Source organism: Loktanella sp. PT4BL, from assembly GCF_003201935.1.
Lineage (GTDB): Bacteria > Pseudomonadota > Alphaproteobacteria > Rhodobacterales > Rhodobacteraceae > Yoonia.
The window spans coordinates 211,923-228,082 of the sequence record NZ_QJJL01000003.1; the positions used below are offsets into that span (position 1 = coordinate 211,923).

Genomic DNA, 16,160 nt, shown 5'->3' on the forward strand with positions numbered 1-16,160 from the left:
TTTCGCATTTTTGGTGCATGGGTTTCACCTACCCCACGTAGGGTGGGTGAAACCCACGCGAACCATCACAAATCCATCAACAACCGACGCGGATCCTCGAGCGCCTCTTTCACCCGCACAAGGAAGGTCACAGCGCCTTTGCCGTCAACAATCCGGTGGTCATAGGACAATGCCAGATACATCATCGGACGGATTACGACCTGCCCGCCAATCGCCATCGGGCGGTCCTGGATTTTGTGCATTCCGAGGATACCGGACTGCGGGGGGTTCAGGATGGGCGAGGACATCAGCGAGCCGTAGACGCCGCCGTTGGAGATGGTGAAGGTGCCGCCCTGCATTTCAGCCATGCTCAACTTGCCGTCGCGGGCTTTGGCGCCCATTTCGGCAATCGCTTTCTCGATGGCGGCAAAGGACATCTGGTCGGCGTCGTTGATCACCGGCACGACAAGGCCCGTAGGTGTGCCCGCGGCGATGCCCATGTTGACGTAGTTTTTGTAGACGATGTCGGTGCCGTCGATTTCGGCGTTCACTTCGGGCACTTCGCGCAAAGCGTGCACACAGGCCTTGGTGAAGAAGGACATGAAGCCCAGTTTCACGCCGTGCTTTTTCAGGAAAAGGTCTTTGTATTCGTTCCGGAGCGCCATCACCTCGGTCATGTCGACCTCGTTGTAGGTGGTCAGCATGGCAGCGGTGTTCTGGCTGTCTTTCAGACGCTTGGCGATGGTCTGGCGCAGACGGGTCATTTTCACCCGCTCTTCGCGGTCGGCCTGTGCGGCAGCGACAGGCGCGCGCGGCGCCGGGCTCGAAGACGGCGCGGGCGCGGCGGATGAGAGCGCGTTGAGCACGTCCTCTTTCATTACGCGGCCGTCCTTGCCGGTGCCTTGCACGTCAGAGAGGTTATTCTCGGCCATCAGCTTTTTGGCCGATGGCGCATCCTCAACGTCTTTTGCTGCCGCAGGGGCGGGCTGCTCTTCGGCCTTGGGGGCCTCTTCGCTTTTGGCGGCTTTCGGGGCCGGCGCAGCGTCGCCTTCGCTGATCTGCGCCAGCAGCGCGTCAACGCCGACAGTCTCGCCTTCGGCGGCGACGATCTCGGACAGGGTGCCAGCGACAGGGCTAGGCACCTCGACGGTCACCTTATCGGTTTCCAGCTCGCAGAGCATTTCGTCAACGGCCACGGCATCACCGGGCTGCTTGAACCATGTGGCGACGGTGGCCTCTGTCACGGATTCGCCAAGGGTAGGGACGCGGACTTCGGTGCTCATTACTTTGTTCCTTCGATGGTCAACGCATCATTCACGAGCGCTGTTTGTTCTGCTTTGTGTTTGCTGGCCAGACCTGTTGCAGGCGAGGCGGCGGCGGCGCGCCCGACATAGACAGGCCGTGTGTGTTTCGCTTTGGACCGTGTCAGCACCCATTCGATATTGGGTTCCATGAACGCCCATGCGCCCTGATTGCGCGGTTCTTCCTGACACCAGACCATTTCGGCATTCTTGAACCGTTCGAGTTCCTTCATCGCCGATTGCGCAGGGAACGGATAGAATTGCTCGAACCGCAGGATATAAATATCGTCGATCCCGCGCGCGTCACGCTCTTCCAGCAGGTCGTAATAGACCTTGCCCGAACACATCACGACCCGTTTGATCTTGTCATCCGCCACCAGTTTGGTGTCGGAATTCCCCTGCTGGGCATCATCCCAGAGCACGCGGTGGAAGCTGGACCCTGTCGTGAACTCCTCTTTCTTGGACACGGCCAGTTTGTGCCGCAAAAGCGACTTGGGTGTCATCAGAATGAGCGGTTTGCGGTAGGTGCGGTGCAACTGCCGGCGCAGCAGGTGGAAGTAGTTCGCAGGTGTCGTGCAGTTGGCCACGATCCAGTTGTCGCCGCCACACATGGTCAGGAACCGTTCCAGACGCGCGCTGGAGTGTTCCGGCCCTTGCCCTTCGTACCCGTGTGGCAGCAGACAGACGAGGCCCGACATGCGCAGCCATTTGCTTTCGCCCGAGCTGATGAACTGGTCGAACATGATCTGCGCGCCATTGGCGAAATCGCCGAACTGTGCTTCCCACAAGGTCAGCGCATTGGGCTCCGCCAGCGAATAGCCGTACTCGAAACCCAGAACCGCATATTCCGACAGCATCGAATCGATGACTTCGTAATTGGCCTGGCCCTCGCGGATATGGTTGAGCGGGTAGTAGCGCTCTTCGTTGTCCTGATTGATCAGGCCGGAATGCCGCTGGCTGAATGTCCCGCGTGTACTGTCCTGCCCCGAAAGGCGCACAGGATAGCCTTCGGTCAGGAGCGACCCAAAAGCCAGTGCCTCGCCGGTTGCCCAGTCGATGCCCTCGCCGGTTTCGAACATGGTAGCCTTGGCCTCGAGCAGGCGCGCAACAGTTTTGTGCAACGGGAAATTCGCGGGCGCTTTGGTCAGCGCTTTGCCGATATCCGCGAAGGTCTTTTCCTCGATGGCGGTTGCACCGCGCTGATAGTCGTCCTTGTTGCGGTCCAGATGTGACCACTTGCCGTCCAGCCAGTCGGCCTTGTTGGGTTTGTAGGTTTTGCCGGCTTCGAATTCCTCGTTCAGATAGGCCTGGAACGCCGCCTTCATATCCTCGATTTCGCCTTCGGGGATTAGCCCGTCGCGCACCAGACGCTCGGTGTAGAGCGTCAGTGTGGTCTTTTGCTTTTTGATCTTTTTGTACATCACCGGATTGGTGAACATCGGCTCGTCGCCTTCGTTGTGACCAAAGCGGCGGTAGCAGATAATATCCAGCACCACGTCCTTGTGGAACTTCTGGCGGAATTCGGTCGCGACGCGGGCTGCGTGGACCACAGCCTCGGGGTCGTCGCCGTTGACGTGGAAGATAGGCGCCTCAACCATCAGTGCAATATCGGTCGGGTAAGGGGAGGAGCGGCTGAAATGTGGTGCTGTGGTAAAGCCGATCTGGTTGTTCACCACGATATGCATGGTGCCGCCGGTCCTGTGACCTTTGAGACCGGACAGGCCAAAGCCTTCGGCCACAACGCCTTGGCCCGCAAAGGCAGCATCGCCGTGCAACAACACAGCCATAACCTTGGTACGGTTCTTGTCGTTTTTCTGATCCTGCTTGGCGCGGACCTTGCCCAGAACAACAGGGTTCACCGCCTCAAGGTGCGAGGGGTTGGCCGTCAGCGACAGGTGGACTGAGTTATCATCAAAGGCGCGGTCGGATGAGGCACCAAGGTGGTATTTCACGTCGCCCGAGCCGTCCACGTCTTCGGGCTTGAACGACCCGCCCTGAAATTCGTTGAAGATCGCGCGGTAGGGTTTTTGCATCACGTTGGCGAGCACCGACAAACGGCCACGGTGCGGCATCCCGATGACGATATCCTCAAGACCCAACTGACCACCGCGTTTGATGATCTGCTCCATCGCAGGGATCAGGCTTTCGCCGCCATCAAGGCCGAAACGCTTGGTGCCCATGTATTTGACGTGGAGGAATTTTTCGAAACCCTCGGCCTGCACAAGGCTGTTCAGGATCGCTTTGCGCCCTTCCTTTGTGAAGGCGATTTCCTTGCCGTAGCCTTCAATCCGCTCTTTGAGCCAACCGGCCTCTTCGGGGTTGGAGATGTGCATGTATTGCAGCGCGAATGTGCCGCAATAGGTGCGCTGCACGATCGCCATGATCTCATTCATGGTCGCGACTTCGAGGCCAAGCACGTTGTCGATAAAGATCGGGCGGTCCATGTCGGCGGCGGTAAAGCCGTAGGATTTCGGGTCCAGCTCGGGGTGCGGAATATTCTCGCGCATGCCCAGTGGATCGAGGTCTGCAATCAGGTGGCCGCGAATTCGGTAGGCGCGGATGATCATCAGCGCGCGGATACTATCAAGCACCGCGTTGCGGACCTGATTTTCGTCCAGCGTCACGCCTTTTTCAGCGGCTTTTTCCTTGATTTTCTTGCCCGCCGCTTCGGGCTCAGCTGGCCACTGCCCATCGAGGGCTGCGGTCAGGTCATCGGAAGGCACAGGTGGCCAGTCAGTACGCGCCCAAGAGGGGCCTGCCGCCTCTGCTTTGGCATCGGCAGGGGTGTCACCCAAGGACCGGAAGAACGCCTGCCAGCTTTCATCGACAGCACCGGGATTGTCGGCGTAGCGGGCGTAAAGCTGTTCGACATACTCTGCGTTATGGCCTTGCAGGAATGAAGAAGCGTGGAAAACGTCGTTGGGGGATTGGTCGTTCATAAGTTGACCTCAGTGGGTTGCCGATGATGAGGTCCCGGATCGGGTCCGGGACTACGTTGGATATGGGCTGAGGTCCCGGACCTGATCCGGGACCTCGCGTTTTATTTGCCGATCGCTTCCAGCACAGCTTCACCCAGTGTCGCTGGGCTGTCGGCTACGATGATACCTGCGGACTTCATCGCTTCGATCTTGCTTTCCGCGTCACCTTTGCCGCCTGCGACAATCGCACCGGCGTGGCCCATGCGGCGGCCCGGAGGGGCGGTGCGGCCTGCGATGAAACCGGCTGTTGGCTTCCAGCGGCCCTTTTTCTTCTGCTGGGTCAGGAATTCGGCGGCCTCTTCCTCGGCGGACCCGCCGATTTCGCCGATCATGATGATCGAATGTGTCTCATCGTCATCAAGGAACATATCCAGCACGTCGATGTGCTCGGTCCCTTTGATCGGGTCGCCGCCGATACCCACGGCGGTGGACTGGCCCAGACCGCTGTCGGATGTCTGTTTCACAGCCTCATATGTCAGGGTACCGGAACGGGAGACAACGCCGACCGAGCCGCGCTTGTGGATGTGGCCGGGCATGATGCCGATCTTGCAGGCATCTGGCGTGATGACGCCCGGGCAGTTTGGCCCGATCAGGCGGGATTTGGAGCCTTCGAGCGCGCGCTTGACGCGCATCATGTCGAGGACAGGGATGCCTTCGGTGATGCAGATGATCAGTTCCATTTCGGCGTCGATGGCCTCAAGGATTGAGTCCGCTGCGAAAGGCGGCGGCACGTAGATGACAGAGGCATTGGCCTCGGTCACATGTTTGGCTTCGTGCACCGAGTTGAAGATCGGCAGGTCGAGGTGCGTCTGACCGCCTTTGCCGGGGGTCACGCCGCCGACCATTTTGGTGCCGTAGGCAATCGCTTGCTCGGAGTGGAATGTGCCCTGTGAACCGGTAAGGCCCTGACAGATCACTTTGGTGTTTTCGTTTACGAGAATGGCCATGTTGGTGGCTCCTTAAAATCTTTGCATCGCGTGGGTTGCACCCACCCTGCGGGATTACCCTTTGACGGCTTTCACGATCTTCTGCGCGCCATCTTTCAGGTCGTCTGCTGCGATCACATCAAGGCCGGAGTTCTGGATGATCTCTTTGCCTTTTTCCACATTCGTCCCCTCAAGGCGCACAACAAGCGGCACCTGCAGGCCAACCTCTTTCACAGCCGCGATCACGCCCTCTGCGATGACATCACAGCGCATGATGCCGCCGAAGATGTTCACAAGAATCCCTTTGACGTTGGGGTCGGAGGTGATGATCTTGAAGGCCTCGGTCACCTTCTCTTTCGTTGCGCCGCCGCCTACGTCGAGGAAGTTGGCAGGTTCGGCACCGTAGAGTTTGATGATGTCCATTGTCGCCATGGCAAGACCTGCACCGTTGACCATGCAGCCGATTTCGCCGTCGAGGGCGATATAGTTCAGGTCGAATTTCGAGGCTGCCAGTTCCTTGGGGTCTTCTTCGGTTTCGTCGCGCAGGGCGGCGATATCGGCGTGGCGGTAAATGGCGTTGCCGTCGAAAGCGACCTTGGCGTCGAGCACCTTGAGATCACCGCCGTCTGTGACGATCAGCGGGTTGATTTCCAGCATCTCCATGTCTTTTTCGGTGAAGGCGCGGTAGAGGTTGCCCATCAGCGCGACGCACTGCTTGATCTGGTTGCCTTTCAGCCCCAGTGCGAAAGCAACGCGGCGGCCGTGGAACGGCTGGTAGCCGGTGGCCGGATCAACGGTGAAGTTGAGGATTTTCTCGGGCGTGTTTTCGGCCACTTCTTCGATGTCCATGCCGCCCTCGGTCGACACGACAAAGCCGATGCGGCTTGTCGCGCGGTCGACCAGCAGGGCGAGGTACATTTCTGTCTCGATGCCGGAGCCGTCTTCGATGTAGATGCGGTTGACCTGCTTGCCTGCAGGGCCGGTCTGGTGCGTGACCAAGGTGCGGCCCAGCATCTTCTTGGCTTCCTGTGCGGCCTCTTCGACCGATTTGGCCAGACGCACGCCGCCGGCCTCGCCGGCATCAGCCTCTTTGAATTTGCCTTTGCCGCGGCCACCGGCGTGGATCTGGGCTTTGACAACCCACAGAGGGCCATCAAGTTCGCCTGCTGCGGTTTTGGCGTCCTCGGCGCGGGTGACGGGGCGGCCATCAGAGACGGGCGCGCCATAGCTGCGCAGCAAGGCTTTGGCCTGGTATTCGTGAATGTTCATAAGACAATTCCAATTTGGCTTCGGTTGCGGCACCTAAACATGGAAAAACCGCGCTATATAAGCGAAAAATCCGAAACCAGGGGAAAATCGAACATTTGTGATCACAGTAAAAAAATCTGTGATCACAAAAGGCAAGTCACGCTCAGATTGTGTCCGTTTAATCCGTTTTGAAAGATTCGTGACTATGATAGCAAAGTGCCGATGTTGACAGAAACACCCTCATGGGCCGTCGTTGCGACCGTTGATGAACCTCCTGCGTTGTTGCAGGCCTTTGTGGCCTGGCACCTGTCGCTTGGGGCGGCGCAGGTGTTTTTGTATCTTGACCGCCCGTCTGCGGCGGGATCGGTTGATTTAACCCATTTGCCGCAGGTGACGGTCGTGGCATGTGATGCAGCGCATTGGCAGCGCTTTGGAAAGCCGCGCCCGCATCGCCATGAGATCCGGCAGGTGCGCAATGCGCAGGATGCCTATCAGCGCACAGCGGCGGATTGGATTTTGCATTGTGACGCGGATGAGTATCTGCGCGCGGCCATGCCTGTGGCGGATATCCTGGCCGGAATTGAGGCCGAGACCGAATGTTTCATTCTGGGCGTCGCAGAACGTGTCCACCCGATGGGCAAGATCGGTGCGGGCATCTTTGATGGTGCGTTCCGGCGTCCGTTTCAGGGACCCGCCAAGCGGGGGGCTGCGATCTTTGGTGCGGATTTCACGATGACCAACCGGGGGCTGACGGGGCATGCGCAGGGCAAGGCTTTTGTGCGGACGGGGCGGGGGCTGCATATGTCGATCCACCGTCCAAGACGGCCCAAGGCAGGCCAAGAGGTTGTCAGTACGCGCGCGACTAACGAGGTACTGGAGCTTTTGCATTTCGAAGGGCTGACGCCACACTACTGGTTCTACAAACTGTCGCGGATGATACAGGCGCTGAACGAAGATGACGGGATGCCACCGTCAGCTCACCGGCGGCGGCAGGCAGAGGCGTTGATGGCGGCACCGGAGTTGGCAGACGGTCTTTATCACCGTCTGAAATCTGTTGATGCACCAACCATCAAGGCATTGGTCGAGCGCGGGCTTTGGGACGACCGCGCCTTTGATCCGGCGCCTGTGGTGGCAAGGTATTTTGCAGGACAGGTGGCAGATGCAAGCCCGCAGGCCATTGATGACTGGCTGGCGACCAACAAGACCCATGTGACCGACTATCTGCAGAAATAAAAAGGGCCGCCCCGTGGGGCAGCCCTTTGCATTGCTGATGTGCAGCGCGCTTATGCGAGGCTGTCGTCGATCCCGATGCAGGCTTCGACAAGGCCTTTGACGGCGTCGACGGATTTGTCGAACATCGCCTGCTCTTCCTTGTTCATCTTGATCTCAACCACGCGCTCGATGCCGCCTGCACCGATGATGGTGGGGACACCAACGTAGAACCCGTTCAGGCCGTATGCGCCATCAACATGGGCGGCACATGGCAGCAGACGCTTTTGGTCTTTCAGGAAGGCCTCGGCCATTTCGATTGCGGAGGTGGCGGGCGCGTAGAAGGCAGAGCCGGTTTTCAGCAGGCCAACGATTTCGGCACCGCCGTCGCGTGTGCGCTGCACGATCGCGTCGAGTTTGTCTTGTGTTGTCCAGCCCATGTCGACCAGATCGGGCAGAGGGATGCCGGCAACTGTGGAATAGCGTGTCAGCGGCACCATCGTGTCGCCATGTCCGCCCAGAACGAAGGCTGTCACGTCGCGCATCGAGACGTTGAATTCCTCGGCAAGGAAGTGACGGAAACGGGCGCTATCAAGCACACCAGCCATGCCGCAGACCATGTGGTGGGGCAGGCCGGAGAATTCGCGCAGTGCCCAGACCATCGCGTCCAGCGGGTTTGTGATGCAGATGACGAAGGCGTTCGGCGCGTGGGCAGCGATGCCTTCGCCCACGGATTTCATGACTTTGAGGTTGATGCCCAGCAGGTCATCGCGGGACATGCCTGGCTTGCGGGCGACACCTGCGGTGACGATGCAAACGTCTGCGCCTGCGATGTCTTCATAGCTGTTAGCGCCTTTGAAGCTGCCGTCGAATTTCGCGGCAGGGCCGCTCTCGGCGATATCAAGCGCCTTACCTTGAGGGATGCCCTCTGCGATATCGAAGAGAACAACATCGCCGAGTTCTTTGACAGCTGCGAGGTGCGCGAGCGTGCCGCCGATCTGTCCGGCGCCGATGAGGGCAATCTTGGGTCTGGCCATTGAAACAAGTCCTTTGGTGATTTGGCTTTCGGCGCTTTGGGTAAGGCTTTGCAGCCGCGCGCGCAAGAGTGCTGCATCGCGGCATCACCCTCAGCACAGTAGCCAAGCGGTTTGGTTGGCGCTAACGATGCTGGAATGATGGATATTTTGGACTGCTTACGTGATTGAATTCGGATGGCAATTTTTTGTGGTGGGCATCCCCGCAATCATCTTTGGCGGCATGTCCAAGGCCGGTTTTGGGTCGGGTGCGGCCTTTGTGGGCGGTGCGATTCTGGCGCTCGTGGTCCCGCCGGGGGCTGCGTTGGGGATTGTTTTGCCGCTCTTTATGCTCGTGGATGCCGCGACGCTCAAACCCTATTGGGGCAAGTGGCATTGGCCGTCCGCCAAGGGATTGATGATCGGGGCGGTGCCGGGGTGCATCATCGCGGCATGGCTTTATGCCTCGGTGGATGCGGATGTGTTCCGGTTGTTGATCGGGGCGATCTGTCTGGCGTTTGTTGCCTTTCAATGGGCGCGGGCCTTGGGGTGGCTCAAGATCCCGATCATGCCGTTTTCTGCGCCTTTTGCATGGATCGCGGGCATGGTCAGCGGGTTCACCAGCTTTATCAGCCATGCGGGTGGCCCGCCGTCTGCGGTGTTTTTGCTGTCACAGGGCCTGAGCAAGACCACGTTTCAAGCGACCACGGTGGTTGTCTTTTGGGCGGTGAACTGGATGAAGGCGGTGCCCTATGCGTTTCTGGGCATCTTCAGCTGGGACACCATGATGGGAAGCCTTTTGCTGGCACCATTCGCCCTGATTGGTGCGTGGCTGGGCGTAAAGGCCCACTACTGGATACCGGAGCGTTTGTTCTTTGGGCTGACGTATGTCTTGCTGCTTTTGACAGGTGTCCGGCTTATCTGGATTGCTTTGAGCTAAGCCGGACCACTGGTTCTCAGCTTTGGCTGTCGAAATTCGCCAGAGGTTCGTTCACGTATTGGTAGGCCTGTCCTGCGGCGGCGAGACATGTCAGCCCGCCTGGGCGGGTGATAGTGATGGTCCAAGAGCCTGTGTCCATGGATGCAAAGACTTCCACCACGGAATTATCGCTGGTGAGCCCGATGGATTGGCGGCTTTCGCCATAGCGTTCGCCCAAGCGTTCGACGACCGTGGCATGGTCGGCGCAGTTGCCTTGGGCATGGGCCTGTTGTGCCGCCAGCATCATGGCCGCGATCCCGAAGGACATCAGGAATAAGATCGGTTTCATTTGGTTCCCCTTGTGCAAAGCGGATCACGGTGATCCGTCATAGGACCAAGTGTCAGGGGAGCATGCGCAGAATTGGTTAACACACCGTAACGATGGGGCCGGTCGCTGCGTTGCGGCAATTTAGACTTGAATGATTAGTTAGTTTCTGGCCTTTTCCGCGCAACATTATTGCGAGGAAGATTCGATGCATAGCCGCCCTTACCGCTCCGCCCTCTATATCCCCGGATCCAAGGATCGGGCCCTGGAGAAGGCGCGGGGGTTGCCGGTGGATGTGATCCTGTTTGATCTGGAAGACGCGGTCTCGCCTGATGCCAAGGTCGCGGCGCGGGATACGCTTTACGCTGCCCTTGCGGATGGCGGCTATGGTCCGCGTTTGAAAATCGTGCGGATCAACGGGCTCGATACGGAATGGGGTGCGGCCGATGCTGCTGCGGTTGCGGCGATGGATTGTGACGCGATCCTGCTGCCCAAGGTGAACGGTCCTGCTGATGTCGACGCGCTGGCGGCGCTGGTGCCTGACCTGACGATCTGGGCGATGATGGAAACGCCCGAGGGCGTCTTGAATGCTGCAAGCATTGCCAAGCATCCACGGATGGCGGGCTTTGTGCTGGGGACGAATGATCTGGCGAAGGATCTGAATTCGCGGACCCGTGCGGCGCTGACGATGGCCTTGCAGCATTGCCTGCTGGCGGCCAAGGCTGCGGGGATTGTGGCGTTGGACGGTGTCTATAATGCCTTCAAGGACGAGGACGGTTTGCGCGCCGAATGCGAAGAGGGCCGTGATATGGGATTTGATGGCAAGACCCTGATCCACCCCGCGCAGGTGGCGATTGCCAATGCCGCCTTTGGCCCGACCGAGGCCGAGATTGATCTGGCCCGCCGCCAGATTGCGGCCTTTGAAGAAGCCGAGGCCGAAGGGCAGGGTGTGGCTGTTGTGGACGGGCGCATCGTTGAGAACTTGCATATCGTCACGGCGCGCGCGACGTTGGCGAAAGCTGAGGCTATCGCTGCATTGGAGACGGCATGACACTACTAATCGCTGGCGTTGCCCTTTGGTGGGCAGCACATTTATTCAAACGGCTTGCACCGGGGGCGCGGGCCGCGCTGGGCGGCGCGGGCTATCCGGTAATGGCTGTCGCCATACTGCTGAGCGTCGTTTTAATGGTGCTGGGCTACCGCGCGGCGGATGGCGCGGTGTATTGGGGACGCAGCCCGATGTGGGTGGGTATCAACAACCTGCTGATGATCGTGGCCTTCTATTTCTACGCCGCCAGTGCTGCGAAGGGCGCGAAAATCTGGCTGGGCACCAAAGTGCGGCATCCGCAACTGACCGGTTTCTCGATCTGGGCCGTCGCGCATTTGCTGGTGAATGGCGATACGGCATCATTTATCCTGTTCGGCGGATTGCTGGCCTGGGCGATCGTGGAAATCCTGCTGATCAATGCGCAGGAAGGGCCATGGCAGCGCCCCGCACGTGCACCGTTCAAGAAAGAAATCGTCGCCGTCGTCGTGACTATTGTCGTCACGGTCGTGGTGATGGGTATCCACTACGCGCTTGGCGTCACACCCTGGGGGTAAGCAGGTGAAAATCTATCGTTTGTTGACTGAGGATGACACCTCGGCGTTCTGCCACAAAGTGTCCGAGGCTTTGTCCAAGGGGTGGGAGCTTTATGGCGATCCGACCTATGCCTATGACCACGCGAATGGCGTCATGCGCTGCGGGCAGGCCGTGACGAAAGAGATCGACACGCCCTATTCGCCGGACATGAAGTTAGGGAAGCAATGACCAAGACGAACGCAGGCCGTTTCTTTGAGGATTACGCCGTGGGTGATGTGATTACCCACGCTGTGCCCCGCACAGTCTCTGGCGGAGAGCGCGCGCTTTATCACGCGCTCTATCCCGTCCGTGGTGCGCTTTATTCCTCGGATGAATTCGCGCGTGCCTGCGGTTTGCCTGCGTCGCCTGTCGATGATCTGATCACGTTTCACACGGTTTTTGGCAAGACTGTGCCCGATGTATCGCTGAATGCGGTGGCAAATCTGGGTTACGCCGAGGGGCGCTGGCTGCGGCCTGTTTATGCCGGTGATACGCTGGTGTCGCAGAGCGAGGTGATTGGCGTCAAACAGAACTCGAACGGGAAATCCGGTGTGGTCTGGGTGCGCACCTCGGGGCGCAACCAGCGCGGCGAGGAAGTGCTGAGCTATGTGCGCTGGGTGATGGTGCGCAAGCGGGGCGAGGGGGAAGCGCCCGAGACGGTGATTCCTGATCTGGCGGAGGCTGTCGCTGTTGGTGATCTGGTGGTCCCTCAGGGGCTGACCTTCGAGGATTACGATTTCACCTTGGCCGGTGAGCCACATCGCTTGCGCGATTATGCTGTGGGCGAAGTGATTGACCATGTCGATGGTGTCACAATTGAAGAGGCCGAGCATATGCTGGCCACCCGTCTGTGGCAGAACACCGCCAAGGTGCATTTTGATGCAACCAACCGCGCCGACGGCAAGCGGCTGATTTACGGCGGGCATGTGATTTCGCTCGCGCGGGCGCTGTCGTTCAATGGGCTGGCTAATGCGCAGATGATTGTCGCGTTGAACGGGGGCGCGCATGCGAACCCCTGTTTTGCCGGTGTCACGGTGCGCGCGTGGTCCGAAGTGTTGGATGTTGCCGAAACGGATGCGCCGGGTGTCGGTGCGATCCGCCTGCGGTTGGTGGCGACCAAGGGTACCGCAGGTGTGCTGCGCGGGGATGATGGCAAGTATCACGCGGATGTGCTGCTTGATCTGGATTACTGGGCATTGATGCCGGTGTGACGCGGGCTAACCTCTCGTTTGAGCCCGGAACGACATTTGTGATCACAGTTTAGAAACGTGTGATCACAAATGCAAAAAAGGTGGCAATGCGCGACCATTTTTCACGGTTTGGTGGGTGCGCCGCGCGTGACTCTGCTGTTTGAATGGTGCAGAAAGTACTCCAAAGGCGTCGTCTGCCAGACGACAAAAGCCAACGAAGGGAACTGTTATGGCTGACGTGAACCGGGGCAATCGCCCGCTTTCACCGCATCTGACGATCTATCGTCCGCAATGGACGTCGATGTCCTCAATTCTGGTCCGCATCACCGGCAACGCACTCATCGTGGCGGCGTTGATGATTGTCTGGTGGTTCGTTGCTGCGGCATCGGGGCCAGAGGCCTTTGCCACCGCCAACGGTTTCGTCACCAGCTGGTTCGGTGATCTGGTCATGACGCTCTCGACCTTGGGCCTTTGGTATCACCTGCTGGGTGGCCTGCGCCATCTGGTGTGGGACAGTGGCCGGATGCTGGATGTCGACAAGTCCGAGCTGGCCGCACAGATGATGATGGTGCTGTCGGTCCTGCTGACCATCTTCACCGTGATTGTTGTATAAGGGGGCGCTGCTATGGCTTTTTTGACTGACCGCAAACGCGCATCCGGCATGGGCTCGGCCAAGACCGGGACCGAGCATCACTGGCAGATGATGGTAACATCTGTTGCCCTTCTGATCCTGACGCCGCTCTTTATTTTTACCTTCGGGTCCATCCTGGGGTCGTCTTTTGAAGAAGTGATCGCCTACTACCAGCGGCCTTTCCCTGCTGTTGTTGCGATCCTGACCATGCTGGTGGGGTTCTTTCACTACCGCTTGGGTGTGCAAACCCTGATTGAGGATTATGTTCACGGTTTCGCACGCAAGGCGGCGATTATCGGCATGATCTGCCTGTCCTATGCTGCGGCGGCTTTTGCGATTTTCGCAATCGTCCGTATCGCCCTTTAATCCGCGCGGAGCTTATTACCTATGGCTGCTTATGAATACGAAACCCACACCTATGATGCCATCGTCGTCGGGGCTGGCGGGGCCGGACTGCGGGCGACATTGGGTCTTGCGGAACAAGGTTTGCGCACTGCCTGTATCACCAAGGTTTTCCCGACCCGTTCGCACACTGTTGCCGCACAGGGCGGTATTGCCGCTTCGCTGGGCAACATGGGCCCTGATAGCTGGCAGTGGCATATGTATGACACGGTGAAGGGCTCTGACTGGTTGGGTGATACCGACGCGATGGAATACCTCGCGCGTGAGGCTCCCAAGGCGGTTTACGAGCTCGAGCATTACGGCGTGCCGTTTTCGCGTACCGAAGAGGGCAAGATCTACCAGCGTCCTTTCGGCGGCCATACAACCGAATTCGGCGAAGGCCCGCCCGTACAGCGGACCTGTGCTGCCGCTGACCGGACAGGTCACGCCATTCTGCACACGCTCTATGGTCAGTCGCTGAAACAGCAGGCGGAATTCTATATCGAGTATTTCGCGCTTGATCTGATCATGTCCGACGATGGCATCTGTCAGGGTGTGATCGCATGGAAGCTGGATGACGGCACCATGCACGTCTTCAACGCTAAGACCGTTGTTCTGGCGACAGGTGGCTACGGTCGTGCGTACTTTAGCGCCACATCGGCCCACACCTGCACCGGTGACGGTGGCGGCATGGTGGCCCGTCAGGGCCTGCCACTGCAGGATATGGAGTTCGTGCAGTTCCACCCGACCGGCATTTACGGCGCGGGCTGTCTGATCACCGAAGGCGCGCGCGGCGAGGGCGGCTATCTGACCAACTCGGAAGGCGAACGGTTCATGGAGCGCTATGCGCCCAACTACAAGGACCTTGCACCCCGCGACTATGTCAGCCGCTGCATGACGATGGAAATCCGCGAAGGCCGTGGTGTGGGGGCGAATGGCGATCACATTCACCTTAACCTCAACCATCTGCCGAAAGAGGCTTTGGCCGAACGTCTGCCCGGTATTTCGGAAAGCGCACGTATCTTTGCGGGCGTTGATGTGACCAAGGAAGCGATCCCTGTGCTGCCCACCGTGCACTATAACATGGGCGGTATTCCGACCAACTATTACGGTGAGGTGCTCAACCCCACCAAGAAAGACCCCAACGCAGTTGTGCCGGGTCTGATGGCCGTGGGTGAAGCGGGCTGTGCGTCGGTGCATGGTGCCAACCGTCTGGGTTCGAACAGCCTCATTGACCTTGTGGTCTTTGGCCGTGCGGCCGCGATCCGTGCTGGCGAAGTTGTGGATCGCAACGCCCCCAACCCGACATTGAACCAGGCGTCGGTGGATGCGTGTTTTGACCGTTTCGACGGGCTGCGCCATGCGAAGGGTACTGTTGGCACTGCAGAGCTGCGTCTGGAAATGCAAAAGGCGATGCAGGCCGATGCCGCTGTGTTCCGCACCGATAAGACGCTGGCCGAAGGTGTTGAGAAGATGACGGCGATTGCAGGCAAGATGGATGATCTGTCCGTCACCGACCGCAGCCTTGTCTGGAACAGCGACCTGATGGAAACGCTGGAACTGACCAACTTGATGCCGAACGCGCTGGTCACGATCGTCGGTGCCGAGGCGCGCAAGGAAAGCCGTGGCGCACATGCGCATGAGGATTACGCGGCGCGTGATGATAAAAACTGGCGTGTGCACACGATCAGCCATGTGGATGGTGCGAAGGTGAAACTGAGCTACCGTCCGGTGATCACGGCGGGTCTGACAACCGAGGCCGAAGGCGGTATCTCGGAGGCCAAGATTGCGCCGAAAGAACGGACATTCTGATGCGTCTGCTGATGACATTTGGCGCAGTGGTGGTGCTGGCGGGTTGCATGCAGGACCTTGGTCCGACAGGCGACATGCTGGCGCGTGACGCTGCAAAAGGTGTCGTCAACAACGCGGTACAGGCACGCTTTCCCGGTGTTGATGCGCGTCCGCTCACGGACTGTATCATCGACAATGCGTCCTCTTCTGAAATCGTGCAGATTGCACAAGGGGCCGTCATTGGCGCGAATGAGACGACGACAAATCTGATTGTCCAGATTGCGCAGCGCCCCGATACGGTGCGGTGCACGGTCAATAATTCATTGGGGATGAGCCTATGAGACGGTCTGTGATCCTGTTGAGTGCTGTCTTGGCAACCGCCTGCACACCGATGTCACCGGAACGTGCTGCCGAAATTTGCGAGGAACGCGCGCGCGCCGCGCAGGGGCCGGAAATCGGACTCACGCTTGGGGCCAACAGTGAAAGCGGACCATTCGCCAGCGGCAGCTTCAGCATCAGCTCTGACGCGATCCGCGGGCGTGACCCGATCGCGGTCTATGAAAGCTGCGTCTTCAATCTGACAGGCGAGCCGCCAATTCGGCCGCCGCGTTTGCGCGCCATATAAAGGTATTCGGGCGCAAGCCCTGA

At 59.1% G+C, this 16,160-nt stretch carries 17 protein-coding genes; 11 read left to right on the top strand and 6 right to left on the bottom strand.

Annotation, left to right across the window (positions count from 1 at the left end):
• Positions 1-65 precede the first annotated feature (65 nt).
• The 4 genes from odhB to sucC all read right to left on the bottom strand — a co-directional run bounded on the left by odhB (position 66) and on the right by sucC (position 6,453).
• Positions 66-1,262, bottom strand: coding sequence for a 2-oxoglutarate dehydrogenase complex dihydrolipoyllysine-residue succinyltransferase (odhB, locus tag C7964_RS10780; RefSeq protein ID WP_110279678.1), 1,197 nt, complete (start codon positions 1,260-1,262; stop codon positions 66-68).
• Positions 1,262-4,219 carry a 2-oxoglutarate dehydrogenase E1 component gene (locus C7964_RS10785; RefSeq protein ID WP_110279679.1) on the bottom strand — a complete coding sequence of 986 codons (2,958 nt, stop codon included), beginning with the start codon at positions 4,217-4,219 and terminating at the stop codon, positions 1,262-1,264. The genes odhB and C7964_RS10785 overlap by 1 nt, the downstream gene beginning before the upstream one ends.
• A gap of 101 nt (positions 4,220-4,320) precedes the next feature.
• On the bottom strand, positions 4,321-5,205 hold the full coding sequence (gene sucD, locus C7964_RS10790) for a succinate--CoA ligase subunit alpha (RefSeq protein WP_110279680.1): 885 nt from the start codon (positions 5,203-5,205) through the stop codon (positions 4,321-4,323).
• Positions 5,206-5,259: 54 nt separating this feature from the next.
• A complete protein-coding gene (gene sucC / locus C7964_RS10795) occupies positions 5,260-6,453 on the bottom strand; it encodes an ADP-forming succinate--CoA ligase subunit beta (protein WP_110279681.1) in 1,194 nt (397 codons plus the stop codon).
• Positions 6,454-6,657: 204 nt separating this feature from the next.
• Between sucC and C7964_RS10800 the strand changes: the two genes are divergently transcribed.
• Positions 6,658-7,665 carry a glycosyltransferase family protein gene (locus C7964_RS10800; RefSeq protein ID WP_220000173.1) on the top strand — a complete coding sequence of 336 codons (1,008 nt, stop codon included), beginning with the start codon at positions 6,658-6,660 and terminating at the stop codon, positions 7,663-7,665.
• 50 nt (positions 7,666-7,715) lie between these two features.
• Here C7964_RS10800 and mdh read toward each other — a convergent pair whose 3' ends face one another.
• On the bottom strand, positions 7,716-8,678 hold the full coding sequence (gene mdh, locus C7964_RS10805; RefSeq protein ID WP_110279683.1) for a malate dehydrogenase: 963 nt from the start codon (positions 8,676-8,678) through the stop codon (positions 7,716-7,718).
• Positions 8,679-8,838: 160 nt separating this feature from the next.
• On the opposite strand from mdh, the gene C7964_RS10810 reads away from it, so the two are divergent.
• Positions 8,839-9,594: a sulfite exporter TauE/SafE family protein gene (locus C7964_RS10810; RefSeq protein ID WP_110279684.1), complete on the top strand. Its 756-nt coding sequence runs from the start codon at positions 8,839-8,841 to the stop codon at positions 9,592-9,594.
• Between the two features lie 16 nt (positions 9,595-9,610).
• Here the strand turns inward: C7964_RS10810 and C7964_RS10815 are convergent, their stop codons facing one another.
• Positions 9,611-9,922, bottom strand: coding sequence for a hypothetical protein (locus tag C7964_RS10815; protein ID WP_055293776.1), 312 nt, complete (start codon positions 9,920-9,922; stop codon positions 9,611-9,613).
• A gap of 184 nt (positions 9,923-10,106) precedes the next feature.
• On the opposite strand from C7964_RS10815, the gene C7964_RS10820 reads away from it, so the two are divergent.
• The 9 genes from C7964_RS10820 (at position 10,107) to C7964_RS10860 (ending at position 16,137) form a co-directional block, all read left to right on the top strand.
• Entirely contained in the window at positions 10,107-10,949 is an 843-nt protein-coding gene (locus C7964_RS10820) for an HpcH/HpaI aldolase/citrate lyase family protein (RefSeq protein WP_110279685.1), read from the top strand.
• Positions 10,946-11,500: an NnrU family protein gene (locus C7964_RS10825; protein WP_110279686.1), complete on the top strand. Its 555-nt coding sequence runs from the start codon at positions 10,946-10,948 to the stop codon at positions 11,498-11,500. The genes C7964_RS10820 and C7964_RS10825 overlap by 4 nt, the downstream gene beginning before the upstream one ends.
• 4 nt (positions 11,501-11,504) lie before the next feature.
• On the top strand, positions 11,505-11,708 hold the full coding sequence (locus C7964_RS10830) for a DUF1737 domain-containing protein (RefSeq protein WP_055293782.1): 204 nt from the start codon (positions 11,505-11,507) through the stop codon (positions 11,706-11,708).
• The gene (locus tag C7964_RS10835; protein WP_110279687.1) at positions 11,705-12,730 is read left to right on the top strand and encodes a MaoC family dehydratase; all 1,026 of its coding nucleotides are present in this window, start codon (positions 11,705-11,707) and stop codon (positions 12,728-12,730) included. Before C7964_RS10830 ends, C7964_RS10835 begins: the two co-directional genes overlap by 4 nt.
• 208 nt (positions 12,731-12,938) lie before the next feature.
• Entirely contained in the window at positions 12,939-13,322 is a 384-nt protein-coding gene (gene sdhC / locus C7964_RS10840) for a succinate dehydrogenase, cytochrome b556 subunit (RefSeq protein WP_055293786.1), read from the top strand.
• Between the two features lie 12 nt (positions 13,323-13,334).
• Entirely contained in the window at positions 13,335-13,706 is a 372-nt protein-coding gene (gene sdhD / locus C7964_RS10845; protein ID WP_110279688.1) for a succinate dehydrogenase, hydrophobic membrane anchor protein, read from the top strand.
• A gap of 21 nt (positions 13,707-13,727) precedes the next feature.
• Entirely contained in the window at positions 13,728-15,533 is a 1,806-nt protein-coding gene (gene sdhA / locus C7964_RS10850; protein WP_110279689.1) for a succinate dehydrogenase flavoprotein subunit, read from the top strand.
• Positions 15,533-15,853: a succinate dehydrogenase gene (locus tag C7964_RS10855; protein ID WP_110279690.1), complete on the top strand. Its 321-nt coding sequence runs from the start codon at positions 15,533-15,535 to the stop codon at positions 15,851-15,853. The genes sdhA and C7964_RS10855 overlap by 1 nt, the downstream gene beginning before the upstream one ends.
• A complete protein-coding gene (locus tag C7964_RS10860) occupies positions 15,850-16,137 on the top strand; it encodes a hypothetical protein (RefSeq protein ID WP_110279691.1) in 288 nt (95 codons plus the stop codon). The genes C7964_RS10855 and C7964_RS10860 overlap by 4 nt, the downstream gene beginning before the upstream one ends.
• Positions 16,138-16,160: the final 23 nt, after the last annotated feature.